The organism is Verrucomicrobiota bacterium JB022 (assembly GCA_030673845.1).
Classification (GTDB): domain Bacteria; phylum Verrucomicrobiota; class Verrucomicrobiia; order Opitutales; family Oceanipulchritudinaceae; genus WOUP01.
The window spans coordinates 240,265-255,191 of record JAUTCQ010000017.1 but is presented as its reverse complement, the minus strand read 5'-3'; the positions used below and the strand labels follow the sequence as shown (position 1 = coordinate 255,191).

At 62.0% G+C, this 14,927-nt stretch carries 17 protein-coding genes; 6 read left to right on the top strand and 11 right to left on the bottom strand.

All coding sequences use genetic code 11. The annotated features are described in order from the left end of the window. Nucleotides 1–2 precede the first annotated feature (2 nt). Nucleotides 3–1,964, bottom strand: a complete 1,962-nt coding sequence (gene acs, locus Q7P63_13835) for an acetate--CoA ligase (protein ID MDP0501170.1) — start codon at nt 1,962–1,964, stop codon at nt 3–5. Between the two features lie 142 nt (nt 1,965–2,106). Here acs and Q7P63_13830 point away from each other — a divergent pair, with 142 nt between their 5' ends. Continuing rightward, nucleotides 2,107–2,676: a TlpA disulfide reductase family protein gene (locus Q7P63_13830; GenBank protein MDP0501169.1), complete on the top strand. Its 570-nt coding sequence runs from the start codon at nt 2,107–2,109 to the stop codon at nt 2,674–2,676. Nucleotides 2,677–2,748: 72 nt separating this feature from the next. Beyond that, the gene (locus Q7P63_13825) at nt 2,749–3,261 is read left to right on the top strand and encodes a DUF3016 domain-containing protein (protein ID MDP0501168.1); all 513 of its coding nucleotides are present in this window, start codon (nt 2,749–2,751) and stop codon (nt 3,259–3,261) included. A gap of 211 nt (nt 3,262–3,472) precedes the next feature. Here Q7P63_13825 and Q7P63_13820 read toward each other — a convergent pair whose 3' ends face one another. Next, nucleotides 3,473–4,987, bottom strand: coding sequence for a sigma 54-interacting transcriptional regulator (locus Q7P63_13820; GenBank protein ID MDP0501167.1), 1,515 nt, complete (start codon nt 4,985–4,987; stop codon nt 3,473–3,475). Nucleotides 4,988–5,177: 190 nt separating this feature from the next. Here Q7P63_13820 and Q7P63_13815 point away from each other — a divergent pair, with 190 nt between their 5' ends. Continuing rightward, nucleotides 5,178–5,357: a hypothetical protein gene (locus Q7P63_13815; protein ID MDP0501166.1), complete on the top strand. Its 180-nt coding sequence runs from the start codon at nt 5,178–5,180 to the stop codon at nt 5,355–5,357. A gap of 48 nt (nt 5,358–5,405) precedes the next feature. Further along, nucleotides 5,406–5,675, top strand: coding sequence for a hypothetical protein (locus tag Q7P63_13810; protein ID MDP0501165.1), 270 nt, complete (start codon nt 5,406–5,408; stop codon nt 5,673–5,675). A gap of 65 nt (nt 5,676–5,740) precedes the next feature. Here Q7P63_13810 and Q7P63_13805 read toward each other — a convergent pair whose 3' ends face one another. From Q7P63_13805 to Q7P63_13795, 3 genes are all read right to left on the bottom strand, one after another. Then, nucleotides 5,741–7,477, bottom strand: a complete 1,737-nt coding sequence (locus Q7P63_13805; protein ID MDP0501164.1) for an alpha-amylase family glycosyl hydrolase — start codon at nt 7,475–7,477, stop codon at nt 5,741–5,743. 181 nt (nt 7,478–7,658) lie between these two features. Beyond that, complete coding sequence (locus Q7P63_13800; GenBank protein ID MDP0501163.1) at nt 7,659–8,456, bottom strand: PEP-CTERM sorting domain-containing protein; 798 nt, start codon at nt 8,454–8,456, stop codon at nt 7,659–7,661. 156 nt (nt 8,457–8,612) lie between these two features. Next, nucleotides 8,613–8,849, bottom strand: coding sequence for a ferredoxin (locus Q7P63_13795; GenBank protein MDP0501162.1), 237 nt, complete (start codon nt 8,847–8,849; stop codon nt 8,613–8,615). A gap of 149 nt (nt 8,850–8,998) precedes the next feature. On the opposite strand from Q7P63_13795, the gene Q7P63_13790 reads away from it, so the two are divergent. After that, nucleotides 8,999–9,913 (top strand): rhomboid family intramembrane serine protease, encoded by a 915-nt coding sequence (locus Q7P63_13790; protein ID MDP0501161.1) that lies wholly within the window; start codon nt 8,999–9,001, stop codon nt 9,911–9,913. A gap of 25 nt (nt 9,914–9,938) precedes the next feature. On the opposite strand, the gene Q7P63_13785 is transcribed toward Q7P63_13790, so the two are convergent. Both Q7P63_13785 and Q7P63_13780 read right to left on the bottom strand, forming a co-directional pair. After that, nucleotides 9,939–10,673, bottom strand: coding sequence for a glycosyltransferase (locus Q7P63_13785; protein MDP0501160.1), 735 nt, complete (start codon nt 10,671–10,673; stop codon nt 9,939–9,941). Further along, entirely contained in the window at nt 10,670–11,881 is a 1,212-nt protein-coding gene (locus Q7P63_13780) for an aminotransferase class I/II-fold pyridoxal phosphate-dependent enzyme (GenBank protein ID MDP0501159.1), read from the bottom strand. Before Q7P63_13780 ends, Q7P63_13785 begins: the two co-directional genes overlap by 4 nt. 129 nt (nt 11,882–12,010) lie before the next feature. Between Q7P63_13780 and Q7P63_13775 the strand changes: the two genes are divergently transcribed. Further along, a complete protein-coding gene (locus tag Q7P63_13775; protein ID MDP0501158.1) occupies nt 12,011–12,823 on the top strand; it encodes an ABC transporter permease in 813 nt (270 codons plus the stop codon). Nucleotides 12,824–12,925: 102 nt separating this feature from the next. Here Q7P63_13775 and rsmG read toward each other — a convergent pair whose 3' ends face one another. Genes rsmG through Q7P63_13755 form a run of 4 tightly spaced genes read right to left on the bottom strand, consistent with a single transcriptional unit; the run spans nt 12,926 to nt 14,824 of the window. Further along, nucleotides 12,926–13,654, bottom strand: coding sequence for a 16S rRNA (guanine(527)-N(7))-methyltransferase RsmG (gene rsmG, locus Q7P63_13770; protein ID MDP0501157.1), 729 nt, complete (start codon nt 13,652–13,654; stop codon nt 12,926–12,928). A gap of 9 nt (nt 13,655–13,663) precedes the next feature. Further along, a complete protein-coding gene (locus tag Q7P63_13765; GenBank protein MDP0501156.1) occupies nt 13,664–14,026 on the bottom strand; it encodes a hypothetical protein in 363 nt (120 codons plus the stop codon). A 19-nt stretch (nt 14,027–14,045) separates the two neighbouring features. Continuing rightward, a complete protein-coding gene (locus Q7P63_13760; protein MDP0501155.1) occupies nt 14,046–14,291 on the bottom strand; it encodes an AbrB/MazE/SpoVT family DNA-binding domain-containing protein in 246 nt (81 codons plus the stop codon). 41 nt (nt 14,292–14,332) lie between these two features. Next, nucleotides 14,333–14,824 (bottom strand): MarR family winged helix-turn-helix transcriptional regulator, encoded by a 492-nt coding sequence (locus Q7P63_13755; protein MDP0501154.1) that lies wholly within the window; start codon nt 14,822–14,824, stop codon nt 14,333–14,335. Nucleotides 14,825–14,927 lie beyond the last annotated feature (103 nt).

Here is a 14,927-nt window from a genome sequence, read left to right as displayed (position 1 = left end):
CGTTAGCCGGCGTATTGGCTCTTGAGCTTTTCGACGACGCTGGGGTCGGCGAGGGTGGTGACGTTGCCGAGGGCGCGGCCGGTGGCGATGTCGCGCAGGAGGCGGCGCATGATCTTGCCGCTGCGGGTCTTGGGCAGGTCGGCGCTGAAGATGATCTTCTCCGGGCGGGCGAACTTGCCGATCTTCTCCTCCACCATCTTGTTGAGCTCCTTGCGCAGGGCGTCGCTGCCTTCGGCGTCGGTGCCGCGCAACAGGACGAAGGCGACGAGGCCCTGGCCCTTGATGTCGTGCGGCACGCCGATGACGGCGCTCTCGGCCACGTTGGGGTGCTCGACGAACACGCTTTCCAGCTCGGCCGTGCCGATGCGGTGGCCGGAGACGTTCACCACGTCGTCGACGCGGCCCACGATCCAGAAATAGCCGTCGTCGTCGAGGCGCGCGCCGTCGCCGGGGAAGTAGTATTGGCCATTCCAGTGGTTCCAGTAGGTGGCCTTGAAGCGCTCGGGATCGCCCCAGATGCCGCGCAGGATACTGGGCCAGGGCTTGCGGATGGCGAGCAGCCCCGCCTGTTGCTCGTTGCCCTCGGCGTCGAGGATGGCGGCATCTACCCCAAAGAAGGGCTTGGTGGCGCTGCCGGGCTTGGTCGGGGTGACGCCGGGGAGCGGCGAGAGCAGGATGCCGCCCGTCTCCGTCTGCCACCAGGTGTCGACGATGGGGCAACGACCGCCGCCGATCTTCTCGTGATACCAGATCCACGCTTCGGGGTTGATCGGCTCGCCCACAGTGCCGAGCAGGCGCAGGCTGGAGAGGTCGTGTTTTGCAACCCATTCGTCGCCCCACTTCATGAAGGCGCGGATGGCCGTAGGGGCGGTGTAAAAGACGGTGACCTTGTGGCGCTCGACCATTTGCCAGAAACGGTCGGGCTCGGGATGGTTGGGCGCACCTTCATACATGACCACGCGGGCGCAGTTTTGCAGCGGCCCGTAGACTAGATAGCTGTGGCCGGTGATCCAGCCCACGTCGGCCGTGCACCAGTAGACGTCTTCTTCGCGCAGGTCGAAGACGTAGCGTGTGGTGAGGTAGGTGTAGACGCTGTAGCCGCCGACCGTGTGCATGATGCCCTTGGGCTTGCCGGTCGAGCCGCTGGTGTAGAGGAGGAAGAGCAGGTCTTCGCTGTCCAGCTCTTCGCAGGGGCATTCGTCGCTCACCTGGTCGACGAGGTCGTGGTACCAGTGGTCGCGACCGTCCTTCATCTGGCACTCAAAGCGTTCGCCCTCGGGGTTACGGGCCACGGTCAGCACGTTCTTGACGCACGCGCAGTCCTTGACGCCCTGGTCGACGATTTCCTTGAGCTTGAGGGGGTTGCCGCGGCGCCATGAGCCGTCGCCCGTGATCACGAGCTTGCTTTGGCCGTCGAGCACGCGGTCCTTGATCGATTCGGCGCTGAAACCGGCAAAAATGACACTGTGGACAGCCCCGATGCGGGCGCAGGCGAGCACAGCAATGGCCAGCTCGGGCACCATCGGCAGGTAGATCGCCACGGTGTCGCCCTTCTGGATACCGAGGCGCTTGAGCACGTTGGCAAAGCGCTGGACTTCGCGGTGCAGGTCGCCGTAGGTGAGGGTGCGGAGGTCGCCCGGCTCGCCTTCAAAGATGATCGCCTCGCGGTCCGCCTTGCCGTCGAGCACGTGACGGTCGACACAGTTGTAGCAGGCGTTGAGCTTGCCGCCGGTGAACCACTTGAAGAAAGGCTTGTCGCTCTCGTCGAGCACGCGGTCCCACTTCTTGAACCAGTGCAGCTCCTGGGCGACGTCTCCCCAGAAGCCCTCCGGGTCTTCGATACTGCGGCGGTATTGCGCCTCGTAATCTTCCCAGCGGCCCATACGGGCCTGGGAGGCAAACTCGCTGGAGGGAGCGAACTTGCGGGTTTCCTGCATCACGGATTCAATGTTTTCGACACTCATGGGGTATGATATAGACGTTCGGAGGTGAGACCCACACAGCGTATTTGCGACCGGGCTACGGCGCAAGACTAGAGCACGATCAACCGGCAGCCCCCCGGAATAAACCCGGCGCCCCTGCCCTCCCACTCGCGAAGAATTCATCATGGCACTGTTGCAAAAACTGAAACGGCACTGGTTTGAAGTCGTCCTCGTGGTGGCGTTTGGCGGCTATCTTTACGCCGCGCGCTCGTCCGGCAGCTGCCCGGCTACCCTCGTCGGCAGCTGGCTCGGCGGGGGTGAAAAGGTGGTCGGCCAGCCGGCGCCGGCTTGGCAAATGCCCACCCTCGACCAACAGCTGTTGGCCAGCGGCCAACTGGAGGGCGAGGTGGTGGTGCTCAACTTCTGGGCCACCTGGTGCCCGCCCTGTCGCGCGGAGTTGCCCGACTTTGTTGCATTGCAAACCGAATGGGCGGGCAAAGGCGTGCAATTTGTGGGGGCCAACGTAGAAGAACCCAGCCAAGTGGAAAAAGTCCAACGTATGGCCGATCAGTATGAGCTGAACTTCCCCGTAACGTTTGCCGATCCTGCTATCCTCGAAGCGTTTGGCGGGGTGCAGTATCTCCCCACCACCGTGGTGATCGATGCTCAGGGCCGTATTGTAAAGCGTTTCGAGGGCCGCGTGAGCACCGATAATCTGCGGCGCGCAGTGGAATCGGCACAGGCATCGCTGTAAAATTACATACACGAAACTATTCGCTGGAAACAGCGTTTAAACGGCTGTTAGAATACCAACTGTATCAAGACCATGAAATCCATCATCACTCCCCTTCTCGGCCTGCTCGCTTTTACCCCCCTGGCGCAGGCCCAACTGACCGTCAATTACCTCGAACCCGACGAATACCGGGACATCGCTTATCCGACCGACCGCGACGATCAGAAGGCCCTCGACGCGGTCGCCCGTGAGCTCAATGAAAAGCTCGGCACTCTGTACGAGAAACGCTTCTCTGGCGAAAACAAGCCGAAGCTCGAGCTGACCTTCAAGGAGATCGACCTCGCGGGTGAATACGAATGGTGGCGCGTGAACCTGAGCGATACCCGTATCGTGAAGGACATCTACCCGCCCCGCCTCGTCATCGATTACAAGCTGACTGACGACAACGGCAACGTGCTCAAGGAAGGCACCAAGAAGCTGACCGACCTCAGCTTCCAGATGACCGCCTCCCCCCGCGCCAACACCGAGCAGCTCTACTACGAAAAGCGCCTCCTCGAGGACTTCTTCCGCTACGAGCTGAGCAAGGACTCCGTCGCCCAGAACTAAGGTTCGAGGCCTTTACAATCTTTCCCCAGCGGACGCGCCCAGCCCGGGCCGTCCGCTTTTTTGTGGCTGAAGGGATGCCCCGCAACCGTGGCACGCCCTCCGGGGTGCAGATTTTCGGGAGGGCGGTCCCCGGGGTCGAGGGCCGCAAGGTCCGATACCCCGGGGGGCCAACGCCTAAATTATGCACTCTGGAGGAGTGCCACTGCTCGCCCTACTTCTCCGGCAGAAGGGACTCGTCGAGGTATTTTTTGACGGTGCGGCGGTCGAGGCCGAGGCGGCGGGCCGTTTCTTCGTAGTTGCCGTAGCGGGCGTACGAGCGGGTGATGTATTCGCTCAGGAGGCGGTCGGTGGTCCAGTCGATCTCGCCGAGGGCTTCGCGCCAGTCGCCGCCGGTGGACTTGCGGGGGCGTGGGTCGGGCCGATATTCGCGGCGTAGCAGGATGTTGCGCACGGCCTGCTCCAGCTCGCGGAAATTGCCCGGCCAGGGGTAATTTGGGTGTTGGCGTGCCCACGCGAGCACGTCGGCAGTGAGGTCTTCCGCGTCGGCCTCGCCCGTGACGCGGGTGGCGACGAAGCGGACGAGGTATTCGAGCTCGGCCGGCTGGCCGGCGAGGATCTCCTGCAACGAGGGCGTGGTGATCACGTCGGCCCGGAGGCGGTAGTAAAAGTCTTCGCGGAAGGTGCCGTTGGCGATCTCCTCCTGCAGGTTGCGGTTGGTGGCGGCGATGACTTTGCCTTGGAAGCGCCGCAGGCCCGTGTCGCCCAGACGCTGAAACTGTCGGGTCTGCAGCACGCGCAGGAGCTTGACCTGGATGCTGTGATCGGTCTCGCCAATCTCGTCGAGGAAGACGGAGCCGTAGGGGCCGCAGGCCTCGAAGTAGCCGGTGCGGTCTTGCAACGCACCAGTAAAGGCGCCTTTGCGGTGCCCGAACAGCTCCGACTCGATCAGCGTGGGCGAGAGCGCGCTGAGGTTGATCGGCTGGAAGACCTGCACGAAGTCTTCGGCAAAGCGCAGCGTTTCGGGCTCGAACGGGAGGTATTGCGAGAGGCCGATGGCGCGCGCGACCAGCTCTTTACCCGTGCCGGAGGGGCCGGTAATGAGCGTCGGGATCTCCGACATCCGAGGGTAGAGCACCCGCTGGTAACGGTCGAGGCTGTGGGTGAAGATCGACTGCCAGACGGAGGAGCGCAACCGCATCGCTGCCGCACTGCCGCCGACAAAAAACCGGAAGATGTGGAAAAAGGCTCGCCGGATCTGGAAAAACAGCGCGAAGAGATGCGCCGGGGCGATAGGCTGCTCCGGGCCGAGGGTCTGCTGATAACGCGCCAAAAAGTCGCGGTAAAAGACGAGGCGCGAGCTGGCCGTACCCTCTTGGTGCGCCTGGTGGATATACTCGTCGAAGAGGTATTGGTAGCGGTGGAACAGCTCGAAGACAACCATGTCTTCAAAGCAGTGGCGGTCGCGCTTGCCGCCTTTCCCGTCGCGATAGCCAGGCCCGGCTTGCTTTTCGATTTCGCGGACGCGCTCGAGCATGCGCTGGAGGTTGGCCTCTTCGCGCGGGGCCATCGGGTCGAGGTTCCAGGCTCGCGGAGGCGGTGTGTATTCGGCCCCCAGCGCCTGACGCTCCAGCTCCACCCGCTGCGGGGCGAAAGGATCGCAATAGGTCAGTTGCGAGATGGCTTCGGCAAACGCACGATCTTCCGACGATAACAGCGCAGCAGGCATGACATTTTGTGTAGGCAACACTTCACAGGATGTCAAGAAGCCAGAGACCAATCAGGAAGAAACTCCAAGACGAGAAAACTATATCACACTTTCAATCAATGACTTAAAATCTACAGAACAGCAAATGGCACCAAGGCTGATATAAGAGATTTCATCAACGCAACAGTATCACCTTCATTCCTTTACTGCCATGAACCAACAACAGCTTTCCTTCGCCTTCAGCCCCAGTTTGAACTCCCGCCGCGTGCCGAGCGTCTATCGCTCCAAGCATCGGTACTACGCTGCGCGGACGGCGATTTCGATTGTCCTCGGCACTGCCCTGCTGATGCTCACGCTGTGCTGGCCGCTGGTGGCGCTCAAGGGCTTTTAAGGCCTTGGCACGCAAGCTGCAAGACTCTGGAAAAACCCTGTAAACGCCATGATTGGTATCTCTTCCCGCACCGTCTACTATGCCGTGGTAAATCTGGTTCGCCTCGGCGCGATCGGCCTCGCCCTCTTTGCCCTTGGTGCCCTCGGCTACGAAATTTTCGACGAAGACACGCCCAAGATCAGCGCCAAGCCTGTGATCAAGGCGACCGAGAACTTCGTCAAAGCTACGCCCGGAGCGGTGGCCAACGAGGTAAAGGTGCTCGCCATTGAGACGCCGCGCATCTTTGCCGGCCCGGCGGGCAAGCATGCACCCCGCTGAAATCTCACCACATTTTAGCTAAACAGACCGCAAGGAGTGGCTTTTATCGCCACTCCTTTCTCTTTCTACACGTTTAGGGCGATCCAATGGGCGTAGAAGGGCTGGAGCGTCAGCTTGGCCTTGGGGCCGGTCTTCACGTCCTTGGCGTTGAGGATGTCGCGGGCGGTGCCGGCTTCGGCCAGCTTCGGGTGCAAGTCTGCCAGCGAGACTTTTTGCTCTTCGCGGCTGAAGTTGAAGATACAGACGATGTGCTGGTTGCCGTGGCGGCCTTTGCGGACAAAGCCGAAGAGCTTTGAGCCGAGGTCGAGCATCTCCATCTTCGCATCGGGGTGGAAGGCGGGATGCCCGGCGCGGCGGCGGAGCCATTGCAAATAGCGGCCATAGATGCGCGCCTGCTTGTTCTCCGGATCGGAGAGCGCATCGGTCAACTCGCCCACGTGCCACTTGCGGCGGTTGATGGTGCGGTTGTGGCCGGTCTCGGCGACCCCTTCCTGCCAGTTGGGCGTGCCGAGCAGGCTGTGGATGTAGACGGCGGGCATGCCGCGGAAGGCAAGCGCCACAGCCTGGGAGCAAAGGAAGCGCGCGACGCCGAGGTCTTCGTTGTCCGCATCCCCCATCGCATCGACGTAGGTGATGTTGAGCTCGTAGGGGCGCTCGGTACCGTCGCCGAGCGCGCGCATGGAGACGCGCCCGCCCTTTTCCCGCACCTGATCGACGACCCACTGCAGTTCGTCTTCGGCGAGCAGGCCTTGCAGGGGGCGCACGCCAATACCGTCGTGCGAGGCGGTGAAATTGAAGAAGGTCTGCCCCTCCGGCAGCTCGGGCAGGCTCTTGGCCCACTCGGTGAGCAGGGTCGAATCCTCCCGCAGCAAGTTGTGCAGCATGAGGGGCGGCAGGGTAAAGTTGTAGACCATGTGCGCCTCGTCGCCCTGCCCGTAGTAGCTGATGTTTTCCTCGTGGGGCACGTTGGTCTCGGTGATGATCACGGCGTCGGGCGCCACGATGTCGACCACGTCGCGGAAGAGCTTCACCACCTCGTGCGTCTCGGGGCGGTGGATGCAGTTGGTGCCCAGCTCTTTCCAGAGGAACGCCACCGCGTCGAGGCGGAAGATCCGGCAGCCTTTGGCGAGGTAGAGGAAGAGGATGTCGAGGAACTCGAAGAGCACGTCGGGGTTGGCCCAGTTGAGGTCGACCTGGTCTTCGCTGAAAGTCGTCCACACCCAGGCCTCGCCGTCGCGGGTGGCCGTGCGGGTAAGCAGCGGCCAGGGGCGCGGGCGAACCACCTCGGAGGTGTCGGTCTTCGGGTCGAGCACGTGGAAGTAGTCGCGCGCCGGGGCAATGCCGGTGACGAAGTCCTTGAACCAGCGGCCTTCGCGCGAGCAGTGGTTGAGCACGAGGTCGAACATCAGGCCGAAGTCCCCGCCGATCTGCTCCACATCGCTCCAGCCCCCGTATTCGGACTTTACCTTGCGGTAGTCGATCACGCTAAAGCCATCGTCGCTCGACCAGGGGTAAAACGGCAGCAGGTGGATGATGCTCACCGCTCCGCGCAGGTGCTTGTTGGCAAACTGGTGCAACACCTTGAGCGGTGCCTGACTGTCGTCCTGCAGCGAATCGGCGTAGGTAATGAGGGCGACGTCGTATTCGTCCCAGTAACGCGTGTGAGTCGCCACATCTTCCCCGATGCCGTAACGCCCGAGCAGCATGTAAAAGCGCTCCATCAGGCGAGGGGCCTTGTCGCCATAAAGGCGCGTAAGGCGGCGTTGAATCAGTTGTGCCTTGTCTTTGTTGATAAACTTCATGGCCGGACCCTTTGCGACGGAGAGGCATTTTAACCGGCAATCGCGCTCTCGCCAAGCCCGCAAGGCAATAAGTGAGAAAGCGACGCTGAAACAACGTTCTCAAGCATGAGCGACTTCTAAAGCAGAAACGGCGGCCGGACATCATCCGACCGCCGCAGGCAAAGGGACACACTTCCTGCTTTCAGGCGCGGCGGCGGCGCAGGCCCACGACCGCGAGGGCAGTCAGGCCGGCTAGCGCAGCGTAGGTGCGTGGCTCAGGCACCGAGGCCGCAAAATTGTCGACCGTGGGCGTGCCAAAGCCCCCGTCGAAATAGAAGAACGGGTAGAGCGTGCCGGAAGACGAGAGCCCCGAGTTGCTGAAATTCTGCGAGCCTTCGATGATGGCGGCGCCCAGGTTGCCGTTGGAGTCGCTGAGGCGGGCGGCGTAATCGGCGGTATAGTCGGTGCCGTTGTAAGTGATCGCCAGCGACATGTAAACCCAGTCGCCCACCGCGAAGGCGGCTGGCGAGGAAACGGTGTTCTGGAGTGCGCCGGTGCTGTCCCAGAAACCCTCGTCGGCAGCGTAGCTGGTGCCGGTGCTGTTCAGGTCGAAATACTGGGGCGTGTTGGCGTTGACGCCGTGCAGGATCGAGTTATCGGGATATAGCGCGCCAGTAGCGGCGGTGGGTGAGTAGGTGAAGCCGATGCCGGCGTAGCTGTCGGCCCTCAGGTAGGCGGAGACGGTGTAGGTGGTGCCGGGGGCAAAGCTGAAGCCGTTTTGCGCGATCCACGCCTGGGATTCGTAGCTGCCGTTCATCTGCACGGCGCCGCTGCCCGAGAGGCCGCCTGTCGCGGTATAGTCGGCGGCGTCACTGCTGCCGTTGTAGCTGATGCGGACGTTGAAATCATCCACGCTGGCCGCGGTATCGAAGAGGGATACACTGGCGGAGGCCAGGGGGGCAAAGGCCAGCGCGAGACAGGCAGCAGGTAATAGCTTCATGAGGTGAGGATCGGGTGAAAGAAGAAAGACGAACAGGGCGCTATTCCTACCGTCGGCCCAGCCCCCCGGCAAGCCCGATGAGGGCCGAAGAACAAAAAAGCCGAAGCAGATGGGTTCTGCTCCGGCTTTGGTAAAAGAGTGGGTTGGGTGCCCGACCTACTCGTTGCCGTCGTCGCCGATAGCTTCAACCGGGCAGCCTTCAAGGGCCTCCATGCAGAGGTCCATGTCTTCAACCGTCTTGGGCTGGTTGTAGACGAAGGAGTAGCCGCCGTCTTCGTTACGGGTAAAAAAGTCGGGCGCGGTTTCGCGGCAGAGGTCGCAGTCGATACATTGCTCATCGACGTAGAACTTACCTGCCACATTCTCGGGCCATTTGTCAGCTTTGTCCGCCATACGAGCACTACGCTAGCAGGAAATTCACTCAAGTAAAGCCAGCTTTAGGGGCGGATATGCGCGACGGGCTGGTGAATTTTACCGCTACGGCAAGTGCTTCCGTGTCTTGCACCTCGGTAGAGAATGTGCCTTACTGCAGTTTCCGAACGATGGGGATCTACAATCGGAACTACATGCAGCCGGAACGCGGCTATGCGGGATTTGACGCGCTCAAGGGGCTTTTGATCACCTTGGGCGTCGTGTTTGTCCTGCAGGCGGTTCTGACACACTGGGTAAGAATGCCGCTCCTGACGGAGTTCGGGGCGCTGAGCCTGAGCAACCTGATGCGCGGGTTTGTCTGGACGCCGATCACTTACGGCTTCCTGCATGACCCGACGAGCCTCTGGCATATCCTGTTCAACGGGGTCGGCCTTTATTTTATCGGGCGCTACGTGCAGGGCGTGCTCGGATCGGTGCGGCTGCTCGAAATCTTTTTCTTCACCGTGCTGATGGGGGCGGCGCTGTTCATCGTCACGCGGCTCTTCGCCTTCCCGCAGGTGCCGGTGATCGGGGCCTCCGCCGCCGTGCTGGGCATGCTCACGATCCTGTGCCTGATGCTATGGGATGAGGAGATCCGCATGATCTTCCCGCCCATCGCGATCAAGGCCAAATACATCCTCTACTTCACGCTGGTGCTGGAGGGCTTCAATTTCCTCTTCAACGAGCTGCCGGGCACGTCGTTGACGGCCGACTCGGCCTCGGCACACGTCGGCGGCATGTTGGGTGGCTTCCTGTATCATCGCTACCTGATGAACCGCCCCACCCTCACCTCGATCGTCCAGGGCGTAAAACCCGCCGCTGCTTCGGTGCCGCAGTTTGGGCAACAATTTGGCAAGACGAAGGCGAGCAACCGCCCCAAGCCGGCCAAGACGGGCAAATACAAGGTCAACCTGAGCAAGGGCACCCCCAAAGACGTGCGCCAGGAGGTCGACCGCATCCTCGACAAGATCAATACGCAGGGCTTCGGCTCGTTGACCGAAGAGGAAAAGCGCACCCTCGACCGCGCCAAGGACGCCTTGAAGTAGGCACGCGACGAGCCAAGCAGGCCGTTCAGCTCGCGGCTCGCGAGAAGTCGATCGGGCGGCCGTAGGCTTCGCGGAAGTAGGCGTCGTCGCCCTCCATCAGGGCTTTGTCGCGACCGGCGTAGTGGATGGCCCAGGCGCGGCGGCGCAGCGTATCGTTTTCGAAGGCCTCACCGGCTACGGGCATGAGGTTGCAATGGGCGGGCAGCACGCGCAGGGCGTAGTGGTCGCGCACGGCATAGTAGTTGAGCGTATTCTGATCGGGCCAGCGCCCGGAGGCAAATTTGCGGCCTTTGGTGGTAAAGAGCTCGCGGTGGTGGGGGCCCATGACCATGACCCCCGCGTTAAAATAGCCCGCCGGCGGCTTTGGCAACGGCCCGAGGCGCTGCTGGGCTCGCTCCCATTCTTCCAGCCGTTTCGGCTCTTCGTGGTAGAGGTCTTCATAGACCACGCCCAGCTCGTCCGGCGGCACGAGGTTGAGGAAATTGGGGGCGCGGGGGTGCAGGATCACGTCGGCATCCACGTAGAGCAGCCGCTCGAACTGCGGGAACAGATCGTAGAGCTGGAACTTCTCCAGATACAGGTTGACCCGAGGCTTGAACCAGCGGACGACCTTGCGCACGCGGGGCTGTGTGAGCCGCACGTAGGCGAGCCCGTGCCGGGCGGCATAGGCCTCACGCCAGGGCTCGGTATGGCGCAGCCAGGGCATCTTGCCGATGGCGAGCGTCACCAGAGCGGCACGCGCGGGCTGGGCGGGGCTCATGCGAGTTTCTTGAAGGCCCGGCCGATGGCTTCGAGCGCCTTGTCGAGGTCTTGCCGCGAGAGGCGGGCAGAGACGGCAGTGCGCAGCAGGTCTTTGCCGGGAGGCACGGCGGGCGCAATGGCCATGACGGTGAAGACGCCGTCCTTGAGCAGCTGCTTCCAGATGCGGTAGGTGCGCTCACGGTCGCCCACGACCAGGGGCACGGCGGGTGTTTCGCTGCCCCAGGTGTCGATGCCGAGCTCGCGCAGGCCTTTGAGGTAGTAGCGGGTATTTTCCCAGAGGCGCGCGCGGTGTTCGGGCTCGTTGATCAGCACGTCGAGGGAGGTGCTGGCGGCGGCGGCCTGGCTGGGGCTGAGCGCCGCACTGAAAATCGTCTGCTTGGAGTGGGTGCGCAGGTATTCGATCAGCGCCTTGTCGCCTGCGAGGAAGCCTCCCGTGCTGGCCAGCGACTTGGAGAGGCTGCCGACCACAAGGTCGACTTCGCCTTCGCAGCCGCAATGGTTGACGGTGCCTTGCCCGCGCTCGCCCAGCACGCCGAAACCGTGGGCGTCGTCGAGCACCACAAAGCAGTTGTGCTCTGCCGAGAGGTCGAGCATCTCGCGCAGGCGGGCCACGTGGCCTTCCATCGAGTAGATGCCTTCGATCACGAGCAGCTTGGGCGCCTGCTTGTCTTCGGTGCGCAGGATGTCTTCGAGGTCGCGCGGGTTGTTGTGCGCAAAGCGTTCGACCCGGGCGGGCGTCTGGTTGATGCCCGCCCAGAGCGAGGAGTGCACGTTGCGGTCGACCAGGATGAGGTCGCCTTTTTGGGCAAAAGTGGCAATCGAAGTCTGGCAGGCGAGGTAGCCCGCGCTGAGCACCTGACAGGCCTCGACGTTCAGAAACGCCGCCAGCTTGTCCTCCAGCTCCCGATGGTAGGAGCGCGAGCCGTTGGCCATGCGGGCTCCCGTGGTGCTGGTGCCCCAGGTGCGGATGGCTTCCTGCGCGGCGGCCTGCACCTTGGGGTGATCCGTCAGCCCCAGGTAATCATTGCTGCAAAGCATGATCAGGTCTTGCCCGTCTTTGTAGACGTGGGCCCCGCGCTGGCGGTCGAGGTGGAGATACCAGGGCTCGAAGCGCAGACGTGCCTGAGTAGCCGCATCCTGCTGGCAGCGGGAGGCAATGCTATTGTTGCGTGCGCGGCGCGCGAGGCGGCGCAATGGAAAACTCAAGGATTCAAACAAGGCTGCGAAGTGTTACTGGTTACCCCCGTGAGAGCTAGGATTGCCAAACAGCTTATCCTATGGCTATACCCATGTGTTTGGTGGTGTCAACGTCCTGCCACTACCGCCCAACGCATTATGCCATCCGTAGCATCGTCATTTCCAGGCGCTTCTATCTTCCGGTTCCGGGAGTTGTTCCTGCAACTGAGCCAGCGCAAGATCGACGAACAGACCAAGGGAAGCCTGCTGGGCTGGGGTTGGTCGGTCTTGCACCCGCTACTACAGCTGGGGGTCTACACGGTCGTGTTCGGCCTGATTCTCGGCGGCTCGTTCGGTAACGAGGGCGAAGGTCGCTTCGATTTCCCGCTGGGGATTTTTATGGGGCTGGTCTTCGTCAACCTGATCAACGAGACGTTGTCGATCTCTCCCGGCACGGTGGTCAACCACGCCAACTTCGTCAAAAAAATCGTCTTCCCGGTCGAGCTGTTGCCCGCGGCGGCGATCAGCAGCGTGCTGCACAAGGCGCTGATCTCCCTGCTGCTTTACCTGGTGGGCCTGGTGGTGTTGGGGCATGGGCTGACGGTGCAGGCTTTGTGGCTGCCGCTCTTCATCGCTCCGGTCATCCTCATGGCCTACGGGCTGGGCTGGGCCTTGGGCGCCATCGGCGTCATTTTCCGCGACAGTGCCCAGATCGTCCAGTTCCTGACCCAGGTGGTGTTTTACGCGAGCGCGGTCTTTTATTCGCCCGACGAGATCCCGCCGTCCATCGCCCGCTGGCTCAACCTCAACCCGCTGCTGCACGCAATCGAGCTGAGCCGCGATGTGACGCTATGGAACCAGCCTTTCGACTGGCGTGCCGTCGTCTACCTGTGGTTTTGCGGTTTCCTGACCTTTTTCCTCGGCTACAAGCTCTTCGCGCGACTGCGACCCAACTTCGCCAACTACCTGTAAGGCGGTAGCACGCCCTCCGGGGCGCAGATTCCCGGGTGCACAGCCCCGGTGGTGTCCCACCGGGATGCTGGATCAACGCTCAAGTATCAGGCGGACCTTGCCCTACTTGCGCGGGGGACGTCCTTTTTTGACGGCCGCCTTCTTGGCTTTGCGGGCGACGAGCACCGGATCTTCCCAAGGCTTTACGTGCTGGGCCAGCGCGCTTGCGTCGAGGTGGATCAGATACTTCTCCGCAAAATATTCGCGCGGGAAGACTTCGTGGAGGTCGTAGACCGCAAAGGGCTGCACGCCTAGCTGCTCCAGCTCTTCCTTGTAGAGCGAGCCTTTGAGGTAGAGCACACCGTGCGGAAATTTTTCGGTGCCGCCCGCGCGCACGTTGTCCACCACCCAGGGCAGGAAGTTCGGCAGCGCCGTAACGGCCCGGCCGGTCACAAACTCCCACTTGCTTTCGAGCTGCTCGGCGCGTTTGTGCACGGCCTGCACGTTGCGGAGCTTGAGCTGCTGCGCCATGTCCGACACGGCCTGAATCTTCTTCGCGATGGAATCGCAGAGGAAGAACTGCACCTCCGGGAAGAGGATCGCGAGGGGCAGGCCGGGCAGCCCCCCACCCGTCCCCACGTCGAGCACGCGGGTGCGCGGCTCCCATGGGGCCAGCTTGGCCAGCGAGAGCGAGTGCAGCAGGTGGTGCTCCTCCCAATGGTCGATGTCTTTGCGCGAGACGAGGTTGATCTTGTCGTTCCACTCACGGAACAGCACCGCAAGCTGCTCGAGCTGCGATTGCTGCCGCGGGGAAAGATCGGGGAAGAACTGTTGCACCAACTCCAATGCCATCCCGTAGACCTAGAACAAAAGCCGCGCGTTTGGCAACTGTGCCATTTTGCGGTCGTTCGTGAGAATGGTCGCGCCCACCTGGGCGTAGCCTTGAGCAATGAGGCGGTCCATCAGCCCACAGCCGCCCTTTTCTCGCAAAAGATCCAGCACCGGTTGGCCGTTTTGAGGGGAGATGGAAGACCGCGAAAGCACCTTGAAGAGCGATTCTCGGGCGACCTGCTTGGATATCTGGTAAAACTTCTGCAGCACGATATAAGCTTCCCCAATCGCCTGATTGGATGCGACAAAAGCGACGCCAGGGTTTTCGTCCCTTAGTTGCTTCAGCGCCTCAACCGTCCTGATATAGTCCGGCTCCGGATCGGCAGTCAACAAGCGGAGCAGGACGGAGGTATCAATCCCGAAGACTTGGGTCGCTGGCGGCTTCATAGCGTACTTTTTCCAGATCCAGCGGGGGCAGTCCGCTCGGAATCAAATGCTTCAAGGAGCCGAAACCCTCGGTAGAAAAAGTGCTTGGGCGCAATAGCACCCCTTCGGCTGTTTCAGTCAATTCCAGCACATCGCCCTCTTTCAGGTTCAACTGCTCCATCATCTTCTTTGGGAAGGTGACCTGTCGCCGATTGCTGATTCGCACCTGCATGAAGGTATTCAATCACGGGCCGCAGGGGCCGTCAAGCGGGGCTAATTCTGCTCGGGCTTGAGGCGGCCGCAGACTTCGCCGATCTGGGCGAGCAGGCCGTTGAGCTGCTGGGGGCCGAGCAGGGTCTCGGTCTTGACCTGGGCTTCCTGCCAGCGCTCGTAGCCCTCGCACAGCGCTTCGTCGCCCATCTCGGTGAGGGTGATGCGGCGGGTGCGGCGGTCTTTCCCCGGCTCGATCTGCAGCAGGCCACGCGCTTCCAGAGGGCGGAGGTTGCGGCTGAGCGCAGAGCGGTCGAGCCACGTGAGGTCGGCCAGCTCCTGGATCGTGGGACGCCCGAGCAGGCGGATCCCGATGAGCAAGGCGAACTGGCCGCTGCGCAGATTCAACGGACGCAAAACGTCGTCGTAAATCTGCGTCATGGCGCGGCTGGCCTTGCGCAGGTTAAAGCAGGCACAACCGATAAAGGCTTGTTGTGCTTGTTCATCCGACAGACCCAACGTCTGTGCAGAGAGGACTGACTCTTCCAGCGGCATAGGACCGCGAGGATGAAGCCGCCTTTTGCGTGCAAATTCAAGCAAATTTCTGCCTCGGGGCAAAACTGTCGGTAAAAACGGCGGCAGGCGAAAAATGCCGATT

Coding starts and splice junctions, on each gene's coding strand:
- acs (MDP0501170.1), bottom strand. CDS start 1,964: ATGAGTGTCGAAAACATTGAATCCGTGATGCAGGAAACCCGCAAGTTC.
- Q7P63_13785 (MDP0501160.1), bottom strand. CDS start 10,673: ATGAGCCCCGCCCAGCCCGCGCGTGCCGCTCTGGTGACGCTCGCCATC.
- Q7P63_13760 (MDP0501155.1), bottom strand. CDS start 14,291: ATGCAGGTGCGAATCAGCAATCGGCGACAGGTCACCTTCCCAAAGAAG.
- Q7P63_13815 (MDP0501166.1), top strand. CDS start 5,178: ATGAACCAACAACAGCTTTCCTTCGCCTTCAGCCCCAGTTTGAACTCC.
- Q7P63_13810 (MDP0501165.1), top strand. CDS start 5,406: ATGATTGGTATCTCTTCCCGCACCGTCTACTATGCCGTGGTAAATCTG.
- rsmG (MDP0501157.1), bottom strand. CDS start 13,654: ATGGCATTGGAGTTGGTGCAACAGTTCTTCCCCGATCTTTCCCCGCGG.
- Q7P63_13755 (MDP0501154.1), bottom strand. CDS start 14,824: ATGCCGCTGGAAGAGTCAGTCCTCTCTGCACAGACGTTGGGTCTGTCG.
- Q7P63_13805 (MDP0501164.1), bottom strand. CDS start 7,477: ATGAAGTTTATCAACAAAGACAAGGCACAACTGATTCAACGCCGCCTT.
- Q7P63_13820 (MDP0501167.1), bottom strand. CDS start 4,987: ATGCCTGCTGCGCTGTTATCGTCGGAAGATCGTGCGTTTGCCGAAGCC.
- Q7P63_13830 (MDP0501169.1), top strand. CDS start 2,107: ATGGCACTGTTGCAAAAACTGAAACGGCACTGGTTTGAAGTCGTCCTC.
- Q7P63_13775 (MDP0501158.1), top strand. CDS start 12,011: ATGCCATCCGTAGCATCGTCATTTCCAGGCGCTTCTATCTTCCGGTTC.
- Q7P63_13800 (MDP0501163.1), bottom strand. CDS start 8,456: ATGAAGCTATTACCTGCTGCCTGTCTCGCGCTGGCCTTTGCCCCCCTG.
- Q7P63_13825 (MDP0501168.1), top strand. CDS start 2,749: ATGAAATCCATCATCACTCCCCTTCTCGGCCTGCTCGCTTTTACCCCC.
- Q7P63_13790 (MDP0501161.1), top strand. CDS start 8,999: ATGGGGATCTACAATCGGAACTACATGCAGCCGGAACGCGGCTATGCG.
- Q7P63_13795 (MDP0501162.1), bottom strand. CDS start 8,849: ATGGCGGACAAAGCTGACAAATGGCCCGAGAATGTGGCAGGTAAGTTC.